Raw genomic sequence first — 17,922 nt, forward strand, 5'->3', positions numbered from 1 at the left:
GGGGTCGCGGAATGGTTCGAAACCCGTGTTCGCGATGATTGCAAAAGTTGTTGAATAGAAATTGGGGCCGATTCCAGCTATGTTGGAATCGGCCCCAATTTCGTTTTAACTTGCGGAGACAAATGACAGGGCTGAAGGGCAGTTCGTTGGTCAGGTTATTTCGCGGTAGTCTTATTGAGGAGACCGGAAACTAAAGCAAATGTCGCAATCAGAAGGTTGCAGATGATACAGAAGACGAATACTCCTTGGAAAGACCCTGCCATACCGTAAACCTTCATCATGACTGGCATTCCGAAAGCTCCGACAACATAGCCCGCTGAGCAAATAATCGAATAGATCCTTCCAAAATCGCGTGATCCGAAGAGCGAGAGGAGAATCATCGGCATTGCAGTTCCAACGATGGCGAACATGACGTCGTTTACGCCGGCCGCGATGATGGAAACGGTCTCGTTGCTTCCGCCAAAGATGAGAAGTAGGAATGAAAGAATGCTGACTCCCGTCCATGCGACCGTTGCTTTAATAGCACCGAGCTTGTCGCATGTTTTGCCTACGAAGGGATTTAGGAAAATATCGGAGAGCGAGGCCGCCGAAACCATTAGGCTTCCCACGATGGGATTGAAGCCGACCTCGCTTGCATAGGTCGGGAACAGCTGGTTCATGCAGCAGGTGAGTTGCGCCACGCAGAGCAGAAGGGCACAGAGAATAAAAGATGGCGTTTTCGCGGCATCGCGGAGCGCCATGCCCGAAGAGACATCTTCCTTTTCATCGGCGCTGTAGCTCTCATGGGTTTCGGAGGTAGTCTCTCCGTACGGAAGCATATTGCGATCAGAAGGCTTAAGGCGAATGATAAATGCGCTTGTGGGCAATATCATGGCTGCAGAAACGGCCGCAAGTACGATGTAACCCGTACGCAAGCCTTGCTGCTCGATGACCAGTGTAATGACAGGACTCAATAGCAGCGTGCAGAGAGAATTAACGCCCCACGCAAGGCCGATGGCAAGACCAGACGATTTACTGAACCATTGGTCAATGACATCGGACATGCAGACACCCGTTGTGAACGAAAAGCAGATGCCGATCACTGCGGCGGAGACGATGAACATCCAGACCTCGGTGTAGAACGCCATTGCGGCGCCGGCGGCAATAAGGACGAGTTCAACGCAAATATGCCATGGTTTGCCGATTACTTTTGGAATGAAACGACTCAAAAGCGGAAGCCCAAGCGCAAGGCCAAGAAGAATCGCGGTGAAATAGAAAGAGAAAGAAGTGTAGTCAAAGCCCAGGTCTTCACATACAGGAGCGATGAATGAGCCGGCAATGATGCTGTAGGTGCCGGTTGTTCCCGCAGACATTAAACCGAGCGCAATAACGACAATCCAAGCAAATGCGCCGCTCTCACGGGGGCGGTCCTTTTCGGCTGGTGCGATGAGAGTCATGGTTACTCCGTTTCTATCGGCAATGCAACCTATATGCCTACCGATAGGTATATAAAGATGGAGATTCTTCGTCAAGTGTTAAGCGGGGAGCGGGGACCCTTAACGTGCCGAACGGTAATTGGGCCCCCAATGTGACAAAGGGACTGTCCCTTTGTCACATTATTCGGAGCGTAGGGCTTCCACAGGGTCTTTCTTGGATGCGCTGCGAGCCGGCAGCAGGCCGGCAACGACCGTCAGCAGCACCGAAATTACAATGAGCATCAGCGCGTCTTGAACGGGCAGGCTCATCAGGTTGGGCACCTGCTTGGCCGCAAGCGCCCAGGCATTAACCGGAAAGCTCACGGCCACCACGACGACAATGGCAAAGACGCCGGCAATGAGGCCTTCGATAAAGGTCTCGGCATTAAATACGTTGGCCACGTTGCGCTTTGACGCGCCGATCGCGCGCAGGATGCCAATCTCCTTTTTGCGCTCCAGCACGCTGATGTAGGTGATGATGCCGATCATGATGGAGCTCACCACCAAACTGATACTCACGAATGCGATGAGCACCAAGCTGATAGTATTCACGATGTCGGTCACCGAGCCCATGATGATGCCCATGTAGTCGGTGTACGAGATTGCCTGCTCATCGTGGCCAGCAGCTTTGACCTGCTTGTTGTACGCATCGATGTAATCGAGCACGCGCTCCTTGGCCTCAAAGTCGCGCGGGAAAATCTTGACCGAAATGGGGTCCGCCTCGTCCGCATAGCCCAACGTGGTCAGATTGTTGTCGTAGGTGAGCTTCGACGCCTTGGCATAGCTCATCATGAGCGAGCTCAGGTCCTCGGCGTCCATGTTGAAGTGGATGGCACGAGCAAAGGCGCCCGCATCCACGCGCATGGCGCTCGCCAGGTTGGCAAAACTCGAAGACATCTGCGTCGCCATTTGGTCCATGAACCCTGCCGCACCCGCCTTGAGCTGGGTTGATACCGTCGTCGCAATCTGCTCGCTGACCGCCTTCATCACCTGATCCATAGACTGCTGCAAATACGGAGCCAGCTGCTTTTGCACATAGTCGCCCATCGCCCGCTGCAGGCGCTCGGCCAAGGCATCGCCGCCCAACGCCTTGAGCTGAGCCAGGCATTGCTGGGCTGCGGCATCATTCTCAAGATACGCCGAGAATGCGGCAGCAAGCTTTGACGCGTCCTTAAGATCTTCGGGCGACAGCGCCTTAAACTGATCAGACTGCAGAAAGCCCTCAAACAGCTGGTTGGCAAGCGTTCCTACCTGCTGCATCTGCTCGGGCGTGAGTTCCAGACCGTCAAAGATGCCCGAGAAATCTGGGGCCGGCGCTTTGGCCATGATGTCGCTGAAGTCAATGCCCTTCCCAACGCCCGAAAGGTCAAGGTCCAGCCCGGACAAGTCGATACCAGAAAGGTCTATACCGCCGGCCGCACCCGAGAGCGCCGACGAATCGAGAGAGAACGCACTCTTCAGCGCCGCTTCGTCCACACTGAACATGCTGCCCAGTTCCACGCTCTGTTTGGCCTCGCCTTGCAGTTCATCGAAAGACTTGCCCGTAAAGACATCCGTCTCGGGGTGGGCAAGCTGCTCCTGCACGATTTGCGAATCGGCAGCACGCTCCATAAGCTGGCGAGTCAGCGCATGCGTATAGGCAATGCCCGGGGACAATGCGCTCGCGTTTGCCGCCTCGTTGGGTCGCACCACGCCCACAATGCGCACGTCAATACCGTCGGCAACCTTGGCCGCCATAAAGTCGGCATCGCCAGACATGTCAGTCCACATGCCGGTCTCTTCGTTTTTGCGATAGGCATCGGACGGCGACAGCACCTTAAACGTCGTGGACAGCGCATCGTCGTAGGTAAAGTCGGTGCCGGCCTTGGGCGTCTCGACCTTGCCGTCGGCCGTCATGGCGCTGTTGACCAGGTCGTTAAGCTCATCGATATCCAGCGCACCGATGCTATAGAGGGTGTAATCGCCCACCGTGCCGCGGCTCGAAAGCACCATCACGGCCTCGTTGGCAGACGTAGGCCAATGGCCGGCAACGACATCGTACTGGCTGTCGAGCAGGCTCTGGTCGTCAATCATCTCGTTAAAGACCGAGGTCCCCATGGAATCCATGCTCACCGTTGCCGCCGAACTTGCGCCGCCGCTCATGGCCTCGGTCATGGCGTTGGGCACCAGCCGGACAGGCTTCTCATCGCCCTTGCCGGCACGATAGACAACCGGCGATACACCGTAGCCGTACTGAATGGCGTTGACCTCTTTATCGATGCCGTCGCCACCGGCATCGAGCCATGCCTTAAAGCTCGTCATGTCGTTGGACTTAACGCTTGCGAACATGTCTTTTACGGCCGTGACCACAGGGATCTTATCGGTTCCCTTATCTTTGCCACCGGTGGCGTCGGATGAATCCTCGCCCTCGGACACCTCATCATCCGTAGCCCCATGCCCGCCCATCATGGACGACAGGTCATAATCTTGTTTGGAAATCGTCAGCGGGTAGCTCGAGAGCGTGTCCTCCTCGACCTTTTTGATGTAGTCGTTTACGCCGTTGGAGAGCGCCAGGATCGCCGCAATGCCGATAATGCCAATCGAACCTGCAAAGGCCGTCATGGCCGTGCGGCCCTTCTTGGTCATGAGATTTCGGGCAGAAAGCCCAAGCGCCGTCACAAAGCTCATCGAGGTTTTGCGCGTGGGCTTGGCCTCGCGACGCGCGGCCTCGGCAGCATCAAAGGGATCTGAATCGTCGGTGACCTTGCCGTCCGCCAGGTTGACAATGCGCGTGGCGTACTTGTACGCCAGCTCGGGATTGTGCGTGACCATGATGACCAGACGGTCGCGCGCAACGTCCTTGAGCAAATCCATGACCTGGACGGACGTCGTTGAATCCAAGGCGCCGGTCGGCTCGTCAGCCAGCACAATCTCGGGGTCATTGATCAGGGCGCGGGCAATGGCCACGCGCTGCATCTGCCCGCCCGAAAGCTGGCTCGGGCGCTTGTCAACGTGCTCGCCCAGACCGACTGCCTCGAGCGCCTTGCGCGCACGTTGGCGGCGCTCGGCATGCCCCACGCCCGTGAGCGTAAGCGCCAACTCCACGTTTTCCAAAATGCTCTGATGCGGAATGAGGTTATAGCTCTGGAACACAAAGCCGATGCGATTATTGCGATAGGCATCCCAATCGCGGTCGTTGAAGTCCTTGGTCGAGATGCCGTCGATCAGCAGATCGCCCGAATCGAAATGATCGAGTCCACCGATGACGTTGAGCATCGTAGTTTTACCCGAACCCGAGGGACCCAGAATGGCTACGAACTCGTTATCGCGAAAAGACAGGCTTACGCTGTCGAGCGCTACCTGCGTAAACGACTGCGTAACGTACCTTTTGCAAATAACTCTGAGATCCAGCATGGACGGCAACCTCTCTCGCGCGGGCGCGCTCGCCCGCTCCCCCGCCGTTCACGTTCGGCGCGTTTGTCCTACTCTATCCTCATTTTTGGCCGATACCAGTGAGAAGTGTAACGAACCGCGCCAAAAAACGAACGGGACAGCACGCCGCATGGCGCACCATCCCGCATATAACATCCCCGATGCGACAAAGAGGCTGTCACTTTGTCACATTCCAATGCGCGCTACTTTTCGAGCCCGCACGGCATAACGTTAGCGCTGCCGCGGCGAGCCACAGTCACGGCTGCAAAGAAGCGATAGCCGCCCGAGAAGTTAAAACACTCAAAGCCATACTGCGCCAAAATGCGGCAAGCAATGTAGCTGCGAATGCCGCTCTGGCAAATCACGTAGACCGGCTTGGCCCGGTCGAGCTCGCCCAGGCGATTGCGCAGATCATCGACGGGAATGTTTACGAAACCATCGATATGCCCGCGCTCGTACTCCCCTTCCGTACGAACATCGAGCAGCTGCACGCTGCCATCGCGTGGCAAGTTGGGCTCATCCTCCCAATGCCACTGCGCCAGTATGCCGCGATTGAGGTTCTCGATCATAAAGCCCGCCATATTGACGGGATCCTTTGCCGATGAATACGGCGGCGCGTATGCTAGGTCCAAATCCTTAAGCCTATCGCCGCACATGCCTGCCTGGATGGCAGTCGCCAGAACGTCGATACGCTTGTCCACACCATCGATGCCCACGATTTGCGCACCCAGCAGGCGCAATCCCTGCTTCTCGAAGACAACCTTCATGGTCATGGGCGTTGCACCCGGATAATAACCCGCATGCGAACCGGGCGACAGGACCACGCTGTCGCAGTCAATTCCCGCCGCGTGTGCTGCCTTTTCGGATAGTCCCGTGCTTGCCGCCGTCAAGTCGAATACCTTGATAACCGATGAGCCCAACGATCCGCGGTAGCAGCTGTCCATGCCGGCTATGACATCGGCGACGACACGCCCCTGCTTGTTGGCGGGGCCGGCGAGCGAAATGACCGCGTCCTCGCCGGTCACCTGATGCGTGACCTGCACGGCATCGCCCACGGCATACACGTCGGCAGCAGAGGTCTCCATGCGGTCGTTGACCACAATAGCCCCCTTGATGCCCAGTTCGAGCCCCGCCTCTTGCGCCAGATGGCTCTCAGGTGCCACGCCAATGGCAAGCAGCACCATATCGGCTCCGATAGGGTCATCGCCCGCAACATGGGTGACAACGCGGCCATCAACTTCCTCAAAACCTGTCACATCGGCCTTGAGGCGCAGATCGATACCGTGCTCACGCACCTCGGTATGCAAAAGGGTCGCCATGTCGTAATCCAGGTTGTTCATAAGCTGGACGGGACGCTGCAGAAGGGTCACCTGGAGCCCCAGCTCACACAGATTCTCCGCCGTCTCGACGCCAATGAAGCCGCCGCCGATCACGACGGCACTGCTCGGTCGCCGCTCTCGAACATAGCTGTGAATACGCAGCGTGTCCTCAACGGTGCGTAGGCTAAAGATTTTATCCGAGTCGATGCCCGGCAACGCAGGGCGAATCGGCTTTGCACCCGGCGACAGGATGAGCTTGTCATACGTCTCGACAAATTCCTCGCCCGTCAGCATATTGCGAACCTCGACCGTATGCGAATCGGGATGGATGGCAAACACCTCGTGACTCGTCTTGACCGCAATGCGAAAGCGATCCCAAAAGCCCTTGGGAGACTGCAGCGTCAATGCGCTCTCTTCTTCTATCACGCCGCCAATGTAGTACGGAAGCCCACAGTTGGCATACGATACAAAACCCGTGCGCTCAAAGATGACAATTTGGGCCTGTTCGTCGAGTCTGCGCAAACGTGCCGCCGCCGATGCGCCGCCCGCGACGCCTCCAACGATAACCACCTTCATAGCTAACGCACCACCTTTCCCGTGTAGCCGCTTATGCCGCCGATATTCTTGACACTGCCATACCCAGAACGCTTAAGAAAACTCACAGCTTGGTTGCTTCGCGCACCGCTCAGGCAATGCACGAAAAGCTGCGTGCCCTTTCGACGTATACCCATGATGCTACCCCGAAGCAGAAAAAAGAGTCGCTGTTTCCAGCGACTCCCCTTCAGTTGTCTGTCCCACGGACTTACTGTTCGCTCTTCGCGAGTGCCTGATCGATCAGTTTGTTGAGCGCCTCGCGCTGCTCAGCGGAGTTGATGCCGCCCATGATCGGCTCTCCCACAATGTTACCGTTCTGGTCGATCACGTAGGTGGTCGGGAACGAGTACAGGTTGGAGGTGAACTTTCCGGCCTCGCTGTCCGACTTAAACCAGATGTTCTTATACGTCACGCCCTTCTTGGAAAGCACGTCCTTGGCATCGGCCACCTCGTCTTTGTTGCCATCGAGCGTAAAGGAATTAACGCCCACGACCTGGCCGCCCTTCTCGGCAAGCTCCTTGTTGAGCTTCTCCAGATCGCCCAGCTCTCCCACGCACGGCTTGCAGGTGGTAAACCAGAAGTTCATGACGGTGACCTTGTTCTTGGAGAACAGCTCGTCGCTGTTTACATCGTTGCCGTCCAAGTCCTTGCCCTTAAAGCTGGGGAACTTCGTCTCCCCGCTCTCGCCGTTGGTCATGCCCGCGGTCGAGGCATCAACACTCTCCCCCTCGCCGGGCGTGCTGCCACATCCGGGGAACTCCTTCTCCAGCGCCATGAGCTTGTCCTCGATCTCCTTGACCTGCTGCGCGCCGGCCTTAAGCGTCTTAAGCTCGTCAGCCGCAAACTGATCCTTGGCGCCCTCGATGGTATCGAGCAAGAAGTCACCGTAGTTCTTGCCGTCCTCAATCATGGGAGTGTCTTTGTTGGCCGCAAGGAACACCTTTTCCCATAGGGCGTTATCGCTCGCAAAGATCTCGTTTTCCTTTTGCAGCAGCTGCTGGTACAGCTTGGCCGCCTCCTCGGCGCTCGACGGCTTTTGCGCTATGAGCTCGGCAATCTGCGCATCGCCGCTCGTAGCATCCTTCGCGTCGCCCTTGGGGGCAGAGCACGCCGCGAGAGTCAGCGCCAGCACGGGCAGCATCAACAGAGCCGCAATTTTTGACAGTTTCATGGTTCCTCCGTTTATATCGAAACTTATATAGGTACCTATTTGTTTTCGCAGGCTTGCGTGGACTGCGCGGGTTTGTCGCCCGTCACACCCAGCCCGTAGCGAAAGCTAATAGCATCGACGGGGCACGCGCCCACGCATTTGCCGCAACGAATGCACTCGGCATGGTCGGGCGTACGCGTAACGTCCACGTCCATCTGGCACACCTTGGCGCACTTGCCGCACGAGACGCATTTACAATGATCGACCCGAATTCCCAGCAACGACACCTTGTTCATGAGTGCATAAAATGCGCCGAGGGGGCAAATCCATTTACAGAAGGGGCGGTAGAACAGCACGCTCAGCACCGTAACCGCAATGAGGATCGCGAGCTTCCAGGTAAAGAGCTTTCCCAGCGCGGAGCGGATTCCCACGTTCATGATGGACAGCGGAATCGCGCCCTCGAGCACGCCCTGCGGACAGATGTACTTGCAAAAGAACGGGTCACCCATGCCCACATCGTTTACCACCAAGACGGGCAGCAGCACCACGGCAAACAGCAGCACGGCATACTTGATGTACGTGAGCGGCTTGAGCTTTTTCGTGGAGAGCTTTTTGCTGGGAATCTTATGCAGAAGCTCTTGCAGCCATCCAAACGGGCACAAAAAGCCGCATACAAAACGTCCCAGCAGCACGCCGATCAGAATGAGCGTTCCGGTGACGTAATACGAAAAGCTAAACTTAGACGATCCCACCACCGACTGAAACGACCCGATGGGGCACGCACCCGAGGCCGCCGGACACGAGTAGCAGTTGAGACCCGGCACGCAGACGGCTTTGCCCGCTCCCTGGTAGATGCCGCCCTTGGCAAAGTTGGGCAGGTGAATATTGGTCGCAAGCGTCGCCGCTGCCTGAATCAATCCGCGAAATCGCGCCAAAAGATGCGATACGGTATTTTTTCTTTTAACCAATTCCGATACACTCCAAGCACAGCCTGATTGCCTTGGCCAATACGGCGTCTGCCTCGCCGCGCATGATGCCAAAGCACACCATGGCAATCCCTGCGATCAGCAAAGCCACCTGCGCCACAGGTTTAATCGCTTTGAACAATCTGACCACTCCTTTCGTTTCGCGACCCATTGGACCATACCGACTATAAAATCCGTGTTAAGCGCGAATGACTATGCAAGGAGAACGTTATGCGCATCTTGGTCGTCGAGGACGAGCGGGCACTGTGCGATGCAATCGCACGTAGCCTGCGCAACTTGGCCTATAGCGTCGACTGCTGCTACGACGGACAGCAGGCGCTCGACCTGCTCGATATCGAGACCTTCGATCTTGTGGTGCTCGACCTTAATCTCCCCCATGTCGACGGCATGACCGTACTCAGGCAACTCAGAATTACCGATTGCGAGACCAAGGTGCTCGTGCTGTCGGCCCGCGGCGAGGTCGCCGACAAGGTAGCGGGGCTCGATGCAGGCGCCAACGACTACCTCACCAAGCCGTTCCATCTTGACGAGCTGGCGGCACGTATCCGCAGCCTCACGCTCAGGCGCTTTACGCAAAGCGATGTTGTCCTGACCTGCGGATCGCTGAGCTTTGACACCAAAGCGCGCGTCGCCTCTGTGGGCGACGAGCCTCTATCCCTCACGCGCAAGGAGACCGGCATCTTGGAATATCTGATGCTCAACCAGGGGCGACCGGTAAGCCAGGAGGAGCTCATCGACCACGTATGGGATAGCAGTGTCAACAGCTTTAGCAACGCGACCCGCGTGCATATCTCGTCGCTGCGCAAAAAGCTACGCGGCGCGTTGGGGCACGACCCCATCCGCAACCGAATCGGCGAGGGCTACGTTATGGAGGACGACGAATGAAGCGGCTGTCCCTGCAGTGGCGCATCACGTTGATGACAGCCCTGCTGGTATGCTCGACCTGCGTACTTATGAATTGCCTGGTTGGCTACTCCGGCATGCGCTACATGGACTCAATCGGTACTGAAATGTCGGAGCATAGCAAGGCGGAGGCGGCCTCGCCCAACTCGTTCGACCCGACGAGCAAGGAGCTCGACGACGATCTGACCATCGTCGTGAGCGACGCCCAAGAATCGTTTGGTGCGACGAGCTGGTACATAACCGCAGCGGTGACGCTACTCGGTGGCGTGCTGGCCTACTTTGTGAGCGGGCATGCGTTGCAGCCGCTGCGTACCTTTGCAGCGCAAGTCGAGAGCGTGCGGCCCGACAACCTCGCCGACACAAAGATCAGCGAAGATGTGCCCTCTGAGCTTAGGCGTTGCAGCGCGTCGTTTAACGACATGATTGCCCGCCTTGACGAAGGTTTTTCTGCACAAAAACAGTTTACGGGCAATGCGGCGCACGAGCTGCGCACGCCGCTTGCGCTCATGCAAGCTCAGGTTGAGCTATTTTGCGCCGAGCACCCCGACGCCGATGCAGATACAGCGCGTCTGCTCGGGCTGCTGCAAGAGCAGACCGAGCGAATGACGCACATGACAAAGACCCTGCTCGAGATGAGCGAGTTGCGCAGCGTCCCCTGCAACGATGCGATTGACCTGGCGCCGATGATCGAAGAAGTGCTCACCGACCTGGCGCCCCTTGCCGAGCAAAAGGGCATCGCGCTCGCAAGCGAGGGCGACGCGCAAACGACCGGCAGCGACACGCTGATCTATCGGCTGCTGTTCAACTTGGCCGAAAACGCCATTCGCTACAGCACGCCCAACTCGACCGTGCGAATCAGCGCCCGCGTCGAGGGCGACCGTGTACTGCTACGGGTGCACGACCAGGGACAAGGCATTCCCGAGCAATACCAGACGAGCATCTTTCAGCCCTTCTTTCGCGTCGATAAATCGCGCAGCAGGGCATATGGCGGCGTGGGGCTGGGGCTTGCGCTGGTCTGGGAGATCGCCGCACTCCACGGCGGTTCCATCGAGGTCGAAGAGAGCTCAGAGAGGGGAACGACTATGCTCGTGACTCTTCCCGCGCATAACATCGAAGATGCGACAAAGGAACTGCCCCTTTGTCACATCTGTTAGTTCGCAGGATACGTGAGGCCCAAGATGCACGAAATTGGGCGAAGCGCCAGCAAAAAGCCCCCGCTTCCAAGCGGAAACGGGGGCTAGGTGAGTTAGCTTACTCCCACTCCACCGTGCCAACCGGCTTCGGCGTGAGGTCGTAGCACACGCGGCAGATACGGGGAACCTCGGCGGTGACGCGAGCGGTGATGCGCTTGAGCAACGCCCAGTCGAGCTCAGGCACCTCGGCGGTCATAACATCGACGGTGTTGATGCAGCGAATGATGCAGGGCCAATCGTAGGCGCGCTTGCCCTCGCGCACGCCGGTGGCGCGGAAGTCGGGCACGACGGCAAAATACTGCCAGATGGTCAGACCCGCCTTGTCGATCTCCTCGCGCACGATCGCGTCGGCTTCGCGCAGCGCCTCAAGACGGTCGCGGGTGATGGCACCAAGGCAGCGGACGCCCAGGCCGGGACCGGGGAACGGCTGGCGCTCGACCATGTTCTCGGGCAGGCCGAGCTCGCGACCGACCACGCGGACCTCGTCCTTGTACAGCAGTTTGACGGGCTCGCAGAGCTCAAACTGTAGGTCCTCGGGCAGACCGCCCACGTTGTGGTGAGCCTTCACGCCGTCTTGGGACTCAAGAATGTCGGGATAGATGGTGCCCTGGGCGAGGAAACTGACCTCGTCGCCAACCTTGCGGGCCTCCTCCTCGAACACGCGAATGAACTCGGCGCCGATAATCTTGCGCTTTGCCTCGGGCTCCTCGACGTCCACGAGCTTATCCAGGAAGCGATCAGTAGCGTCGACATAGACCAGGTTCGCATCCATCTGGTTCTTGAAGACGTCGACAACCTGCTCGCTCTCGCCCTTGCGCATCAGGCCGTGATTCACATGCACGCAGATAAGCTGCTTGCCGATGGCCTTGATCAGCAGTGCCGCGACAACGGAGCTGTCAACGCCGCCGGAAAGGGCCAGCAGGACTTTCTTGTCGCCGATCTGCTCGCGGATTGCAGCGATCTGCTCTTCGATGAACGCCTGGGCAAGTTCGGGAGTGGTGATTCGCACCATGTCGTCGGGACGCTTGTTGGGATCCATGCAGAGCTCCTTTTCGGTTCGATGGGAGTGCGTTGCATGTATGCAAACGCACCGTCATATGACCTCATTATATGCAGAGCAAGGTCCGTTTCCCATCGCTGCGTCAGAGCTTTTTGCAGGGGTGGCAGTTTTTCTATATTCCAAGGTCAGCTAGGCTTCGACAGCCACCTTGGGAGCATCGCCAATAGACTCTTCCTTTATACGTTCGGCATAATCGTAGGCGATACCCACAAATTCCAGTCCCGAGCAACAGGAGTACAATTGCTGCTAATGTTGCCACCTGATGGGAGATGGAAGATGGACTGCGATGGCTACCCATGCGTTCCCATGCCATTGATGTGTACCGCCTTTGTGCCGGGGCAGATTGACGCTGCGGTTGCAGGCATTTCCGACCCCGATTCGCGCGCCATTGCCACGGCAGAAGCGCTGTACTTTCGCGGACAGGCCACCCTCGCCGCCGAGACAGCACGCCCCCATCTTGACGCCACCGACCCCGCACTGCGCTATTCCGCATGCTTTATCTGCGGATATGCCAGTCTGTCGCTCAACCGTATCGCCGATGCCCGCCGTTGCCTTGCGGGCATCCTCGATACGCCAACTGACGAGGAATCACCCGCCGTCCACGCCACGCATATCCTGTTCGCCTCGGCCGCGAGCGTCCTGCTGCACTTGCCTTCCCCGTATTCCGCCGAAGAGTTTTATCCGCTTGCGGCGCATCTGCCCGAAGGCCTGCGCCTGTTCGCCAGCTACGTGATGGCGCATGCCCTGTACCTGCGCGGCGAATATGGCCGCAGTCTGGGCATGGCGGAAAACGCCCTGATCATGAAACAGGGAAGTTATCCGATCTCGGAACTGTTCCTGCACCTGGCAGCTTCCATGGCATGCATGAGCCTCAAGGACATCGACGCCGCAAAAACGCACTTCGGAGCCGCTTGGGACATTGCGCGCCCCGACGGCCTTATCGAGCTCATCGGCGAGCACCACGGCCTTTTGCAGGGGCTCATCGAGGCATGCCTAAAAACGCAATACCCTGACGACTTCGCACGCATCATCGAGATCACGTACCGCTTCAGCTACGGCTGGCGGCGCATCCACAACCCCGATTCGGGCGAGGACGTTGCCGACGATTTAACGACCACAGAGTTCACCATGGCCATGCTCGCCTGCCGCGGATGGACCAACGCTGAAATCGCACGCCATATGGGAGTATCGCCGGGCACCGTCAAAAACCGCCTATCCGGCGTATACGCAAAGCTTGGCATCGGCACACGCGCCGAGCTGGTCGCGCACATGTTGCGTTAGCGACCGGGCTGCCAAGCGCATCGAACGCGTTCCGGAACCCGGCGCTTCGCTCGATCAATTTGGACATTTTGACCCTTGAACGGCACTACCGCCACGAAGCGTCTTCTCGCAAAATTGGATTATTTCCACCGATATTTGCGGGATGGGAGCCCAAGATGCTTGATCGCCGTTCGTTACTTGTTGCCGGAGCGTCCTCACTAGCGAGCATCATGTTGCCTCGCGTGCCGGGAAGCGAAAATGCCTTCCTGCTGCCGTTCGCGCCCACCGCGGCCTATGCCGACGAAAAAGACCCCTTCAGGGTGCTCGTTCTCTCGCGTACCATGTTTGGTGTGGTCGTGGTCGACGTCGCCAACAAGAATATGCCCATCAAGGGAGCGCAGGTCACGCTCACGTCGCGCTACGCCGCAGGCGAGCAGCTCGCCGCCACGACCGATGACGAAGGCACCGCCATCTTTGAGATTGCCTCGCTTTCGGAAGGCTACGTAGACGAGGCAAAGCTCCTTGACGCGTACGACTTTAACGGCGGCATCTCCATTAGCATGGCGGGCTACCGCGATGTCGAGATTCCCCTTGCGCGTATCCAGGGCGGCACCGCCATAACCGCGCCCACGCGTCCGCTTTCCGACGGCGAGCCGTACTTCCGCCAGCTCACATTCGACGAATGGGACATCCAGTACGCTGAAGCCACGTTCATGGCATTGCCGAAGGACGACACGGCAAACGAGCAGCCCGATACGCACGCATTTACCGTGCAGGCTCATCTGCCGCAGGGCGGGCAGGCAACATTGCATATCAATAAAGTGATGCCCGCTGCGGGCAGCTCAACCGAAACCGTCACGCAGATTGGTCAGATCAAGGCCAGCGCATCGAGCGCGGATAATCTGGCGACGTTCACACTCGAAGACAAGTTCCTCGATGCAGCGTCGAGCCTTCTGGAAGAAGGATGCAAGCTGCGCTTTGTCCTCGACTACCAGGACAAAACCTACACGCTCTCCTCCCCCATGGCCGTTGTTACCGCGCCGGCGGCAAAGGCGGAATCCGGATCGACCACTATCGTCCCCACCACTATGGACCAAGAGATCACTCCGTTTGATTTCCCCGCATCGTTTCCCGGCATCGGTGGTAATAAGTTCACGTGCTGGATGCCCTCGTTCCCCATTCTGTTCGATTTCTCGTTTGCCGGGTACGTACTGTTTGGCGGAGGATACAAACCAGCCAGCTATATGAACGATTCGGGCAACCCTGATCCGGAATACTGGAAGAAATCGCCGCGTGAGTCGGGCGCCAAGCAGGCAAACCGCTACCTCGACGAGATGGAGGGGAAGTGGAATCAGTACAAAAGTATGAGTGCCGGTTCGGGCACCGATCCAAGAAACACCAAGCTCCTTCGCCACCATTGCACGCCGCTGTTCACGATGGATATCGCCACACAGCTGTACGGCTCGCTCGCCTACGATTGGGTGGGCAAAACCTGGGGTAACAACAACGACCCTGCATACGGCAATATTAAGGCCCTCTTCCAGGTAAGAACTGACCTCAATTGGACCGAGCAGTTTACCCTAGGACCGGTGCCATTTTTCCTAAACGTCAACCCTTGGGTGCTGGCGAAGCTGGCGCTCGCTGTGGGTGCCCACACGCACGGCAGCGGCGCGGCGTTTTTCAAGAACATTTCGCTCGACTATTCCAACACGTCGGGCTCGTTCACCATCCAGATCGGACTTGCCGTCACCTTTGGAGCCGGCGTTGCAGGCGTCGCTTCGTCTGCCGTGCGCGGTGCCGCATCCCTCACGCTGTTCATTGGGTACGAGAAGGCAGATGGACACCAGCTTCCGCGGCTGCGCGTGGGTGCAGACGTCGATGTCGATGTGATACTCCAGTTCGTAATGTTCAAGTGGACCACCAAGGCTTGGTCGGGGTCGTGGCCCACACTCATCGATTCGTGGAATATGTCGGTGAACAATGACGACCGGTATGTGCCCCAACGCTCTGAGCTGGCATTGGGTGGAGATACGCCTTACACGCTGGATGCCTGCTTCGGCACGCCCGGCAACACCGAGGCAGGTGGTGTGCCGCAGTTTATCGCGTCGGCCACCATCGTCACCAATTCCGAGCTGCTCGCACGCGCCGAGGTTGCAGCCGCCGCGATAAACGTCGCGCCTGTCGTGCGCGATTGGGATCAAGCGGTCACGCGCATTGAGCTCGAGGCGGATGCAGAAAGCGACGACACGGGACAGGTCGAACATTTCGTCCATGCGCTGATGGAGAACGACGAAAATGCCGCACCGATGTATGAGTACACCTACATCGGTCAGTCAACGAACGCCGTTGCGGACCCGAACGCCAATTCTGCCAGCGTGTCGGAGGACGAGCGTGGCGGCATAAAACCCTCGAGCGACAACGTGCTGTTTTCCGGCGTGCTCAGCGAAGCCCACATGAAGCTAACGATGATTGCCGGCGTAGAATGCCTGTTCCGTATCGCCTCGGTGCGCTACGGCGACAATGGCCGCTCGCGCCTGGTGGTGCACACAAAGGCAAACGGCACGTGGTCCGCTCCCACGCCCGTGGACTTTCCCCTTGGGTTTGGCGAGGGCGACGTGGAGCGCGACGGCATATTCGATTACGACTTCGACGTGGTGGAATATACGGACGGAAGAGGAAACCAGGACGCCTACGTGCTGCTGGTCTCGGGCGAGCGCCCCGCCGGCGACAACACCCTTTTCGATACGGCAAGCACAGCCGGCATACTGTCCGTTGTGCGCCTGCGCATAAGCAACGACGGAGTTCGCGTGATATCGCACACGTCGTGGCGCAGCATCTCGCGCGGCCGCCTTCAGGAGGATGGCTACCATTGCCTGCAGTGCCCGCGCATCACGGTAGGCAAGACGCTGGTCGACGGACGCCTGTCGGGCGCCTACCTCCACCGCCGCGGAACCACCGCAGAGAAGGCGCTCGGCAGCGAGGCCGAGGTTGCGCTGGAATGCTTTACCCTGTGGTCGGATGATTTGGGCGACAGCCTGACGTTCCGCCAAGTTCTTCGCTTTCCGCAAGCACCGTCGAGTATCGAGCTGAGCGAGCCCGAGAATATCAACGGCAAAATGGTGGTGCCCGTTGCGTACGAGACCGCAGACGGTTGCGGCTGCGCATCGTACGCCGTGATCGGCCAGTCCATTGCGGGCTGGGGCGTTATGCCACCAGACGCCACGGTGCCCCATGCGGTGCCGTGGCCACAACATTCGGGCTTTTTGGCCACCGTCAACGAGCAGCTGCAGCATATTACTTGGACGCGAGGCGCATTGGCATTTGCAACGCAGCCCGTGGGTGCCGCAGGCTGTGGCCCGGCATCGTTTAGCGTAAGCAACAACGGCAGGTGCGCGCTCTATGTAGAGAACACCGATGGCAAGGTGGGGCAAACCTACGACGAAGAAGGCAACCCGGTAGCAGTAATGGGCAAGCACTTCCGCATCTTCGTCAGCACCTTGGCAGGCGATCTGTTCACGGAGCCGTTCGTGATGTGCGAGCTGGACCATCCCGTCGATCAGATAACGACATTTTTGACGTCGGGAGGCATGCTCTCCGCGCTCGCCACGCACATTGTGAGCGCGGAGAAGAGCGAGGCAGAGCTGCACGGCATCGAAGTGCCTCTGGTGGCGTGTGCCACTCCGACGGGCGCGGTCGCCACCTCGGGCGCGGTGGTGCCCGGAGCAGCAGGCGAATCCTTCATGGTCACGGTGCGAAACGACGGCAACACTTTGCTGACTGCCGGCACAATCGATCTGTACCGAGAGGGCTCCAGCCAGCCGTTCTCCAGCGCATCCATCGGATTCGGAGCGAACGCACGCATGGCTTCGATCTACGATCCAGAGCTTGCCGAAGACGCTTCGGCCAACGACATGGCACACGTAAAGTACGCGCTCGAGACGCTGGGCGCACGTTTTGCAACGCACCCGCTGGTAGCCGACAACGGCAACGCCGTGCTGGCACCGGGTTGCACGGCACAGTTCCGCATGAGCTTCGCCATCCCCGAGAGTTGGAGCGACGAAGTGGGCAAACGCGTCACGCTGTATGCGAAGGCGCGTAATCTGGTGGCGCTCGATCCCGTAACGCTCGAGGAGATCCGACCGGGCGCAAACTCGGCGCTGAGTGCCGTTCTGCACGAGCTTCATGTGCCCGACGCGGCATGCGAACGCTCAGAAGTGCAGGTCGGCGTATGCGATAGCGCGGATACGACAGGACTTCACGACGCCCCGATGCCGGCGGACGGCGATGGTGGCTCAAGTGGCGGCGGTACTGACGAGGGCGGCGGCTCCGGCGGAAGCAGCTCCGGCAGTGGCAAGGACCACGACAATAACAAGCGCTCCGGAAAAGCGGGCGCACTTGCGGGCACGGGCGATGTCAACGCTCCCCTTACGGCAGCCGCTGCAGCACTCGCCGCGGCAGGCGCCGGCCTCGTCGCCTACAGCGCCCGCCGCACGGCGCTCGAAACCGACACCGCCAATGAGGTCAATTCGGATAGGCCTCGCTAGCTCCTACTTACTTTTGTGAGAGGCGCCGACTCGGCTAATCGAACATCA

Annotated in this window: 11 protein-coding genes; 4 read left to right on the plus strand and 7 right to left on the minus strand. The window is 58.6% G+C overall.

Annotation, left to right across the window (positions count from 1 at the left end):
• Nucleotides 1-155: 155 nt before the first annotated feature.
• From DXD16_RS06545 to DXD16_RS06570, 6 genes are all read right to left on the minus strand, one after another.
• Nucleotides 156-1,436: an MFS transporter gene (locus DXD16_RS06545; RefSeq protein WP_117655534.1), complete on the minus strand. Its 1,281-nt coding sequence runs from the start codon at nt 1,434-1,436 to the stop codon at nt 156-158.
• 159 nt (nt 1,437-1,595) lie between these two features.
• A complete protein-coding gene (locus DXD16_RS06550) occupies nt 1,596-4,847 on the minus strand; it encodes an ABC transporter ATP-binding protein/permease (RefSeq protein WP_117655535.1) in 3,252 nt (1,083 codons plus the stop codon).
• Between the two features lie 221 nt (nt 4,848-5,068).
• The gene (locus tag DXD16_RS06555; RefSeq protein WP_117655536.1) at nt 5,069-6,760 is read right to left on the minus strand and encodes an FAD-dependent oxidoreductase; all 1,692 of its coding nucleotides are present in this window, start codon (nt 6,758-6,760) and stop codon (nt 5,069-5,071) included.
• Nucleotides 6,761-6,986: 226 nt separating this feature from the next.
• Nucleotides 6,987-7,949 carry a redoxin domain-containing protein gene (locus DXD16_RS06560; RefSeq protein ID WP_117655537.1) on the minus strand — a complete coding sequence of 321 codons (963 nt, stop codon included), beginning with the start codon at nt 7,947-7,949 and terminating at the stop codon, nt 6,987-6,989.
• 35 nt (nt 7,950-7,984) lie between these two features.
• Nucleotides 7,985-8,896: a 4Fe-4S binding protein gene (locus tag DXD16_RS06565; RefSeq protein ID WP_117655538.1), complete on the minus strand. Its 912-nt coding sequence runs from the start codon at nt 8,894-8,896 to the stop codon at nt 7,985-7,987.
• Nucleotides 8,889-9,035 carry a CD1871A family CXXC motif-containing protein gene (locus DXD16_RS06570; protein WP_199408149.1) on the minus strand — a complete coding sequence of 49 codons (147 nt, stop codon included), beginning with the start codon at nt 9,033-9,035 and terminating at the stop codon, nt 8,889-8,891. Before DXD16_RS06570 ends, DXD16_RS06565 begins: the two co-directional genes overlap by 8 nt.
• Before the next feature lie 89 nt (nt 9,036-9,124).
• Between DXD16_RS06570 and DXD16_RS06575 the strand changes: the two genes are divergently transcribed.
• A complete protein-coding gene (locus tag DXD16_RS06575; RefSeq protein ID WP_117655540.1) occupies nt 9,125-9,799 on the plus strand; it encodes a response regulator transcription factor in 675 nt (224 codons plus the stop codon).
• Complete coding sequence (locus DXD16_RS06580; protein WP_117655541.1) at nt 9,796-10,971, plus strand: cell wall metabolism sensor histidine kinase WalK; 1,176 nt, start codon at nt 9,796-9,798, stop codon at nt 10,969-10,971. Before DXD16_RS06575 ends, DXD16_RS06580 begins: the two co-directional genes overlap by 4 nt.
• Before the next feature lie 97 nt (nt 10,972-11,068).
• On the opposite strand, the gene guaA is transcribed toward DXD16_RS06580, so the two are convergent.
• Nucleotides 11,069-12,049, minus strand: coding sequence for a glutamine-hydrolyzing GMP synthase (gene guaA, locus DXD16_RS06585; protein WP_117655542.1), 981 nt, complete (start codon nt 12,047-12,049; stop codon nt 11,069-11,071).
• A gap of 297 nt (nt 12,050-12,346) precedes the next feature.
• On the opposite strand from guaA, the gene DXD16_RS10380 reads away from it, so the two are divergent.
• The gene (locus DXD16_RS10380; RefSeq protein ID WP_199408144.1) at nt 12,347-13,351 is read left to right on the plus strand and encodes a helix-turn-helix transcriptional regulator; all 1,005 of its coding nucleotides are present in this window, start codon (nt 12,347-12,349) and stop codon (nt 13,349-13,351) included.
• A 155-nt stretch (nt 13,352-13,506) separates the two neighbouring features.
• Nucleotides 13,507-17,874 carry a hypothetical protein gene (locus tag DXD16_RS06595; protein WP_147326461.1) on the plus strand — a complete coding sequence of 1,456 codons (4,368 nt, stop codon included), beginning with the start codon at nt 13,507-13,509 and terminating at the stop codon, nt 17,872-17,874.
• The last annotated feature ends 48 nt before the right edge of the window (nt 17,875-17,922 follow it).

It is taken from the genome of Collinsella sp. TF11-5AC, assembly GCF_003436775.1.
In the GTDB taxonomy this organism is placed as follows: Bacteria; Actinomycetota; Coriobacteriia; order Coriobacteriales; family Coriobacteriaceae; genus Collinsella.

Coding starts and splice junctions, on each gene's coding strand:
- DXD16_RS06545 (WP_117655534.1), bottom strand. CDS start 1,436: ATGACTCTCATCGCACCAGCCGAAAAGGACCGCCCCCGTGAGAGCGGC.
- DXD16_RS06550 (WP_117655535.1), bottom strand. CDS start 4,847: ATGCTGGATCTCAGAGTTATTTGCAAAAGGTACGTTACGCAGTCGTTT.
- DXD16_RS06555 (WP_117655536.1), bottom strand. CDS start 6,760: ATGAAGGTGGTTATCGTTGGAGGCGTCGCGGGCGGCGCATCGGCGGCG.
- DXD16_RS06560 (WP_117655537.1), bottom strand. CDS start 7,949: ATGAAACTGTCAAAAATTGCGGCTCTGTTGATGCTGCCCGTGCTGGCG.
- DXD16_RS06575 (WP_117655540.1), top strand. CDS start 9,125: ATGCGCATCTTGGTCGTCGAGGACGAGCGGGCACTGTGCGATGCAATC.
- DXD16_RS06580 (WP_117655541.1), top strand. CDS start 9,796: ATGAAGCGGCTGTCCCTGCAGTGGCGCATCACGTTGATGACAGCCCTG.
- guaA (WP_117655542.1), bottom strand. CDS start 12,049: ATGGATCCCAACAAGCGTCCCGACGACATGGTGCGAATCACCACTCCC.
- DXD16_RS10380 (WP_199408144.1), top strand. CDS start 12,347: ATGGACTGCGATGGCTACCCATGCGTTCCCATGCCATTGATGTGTACC.
- DXD16_RS06595 (WP_147326461.1), top strand. CDS start 13,507: ATGCTTGATCGCCGTTCGTTACTTGTTGCCGGAGCGTCCTCACTAGCG.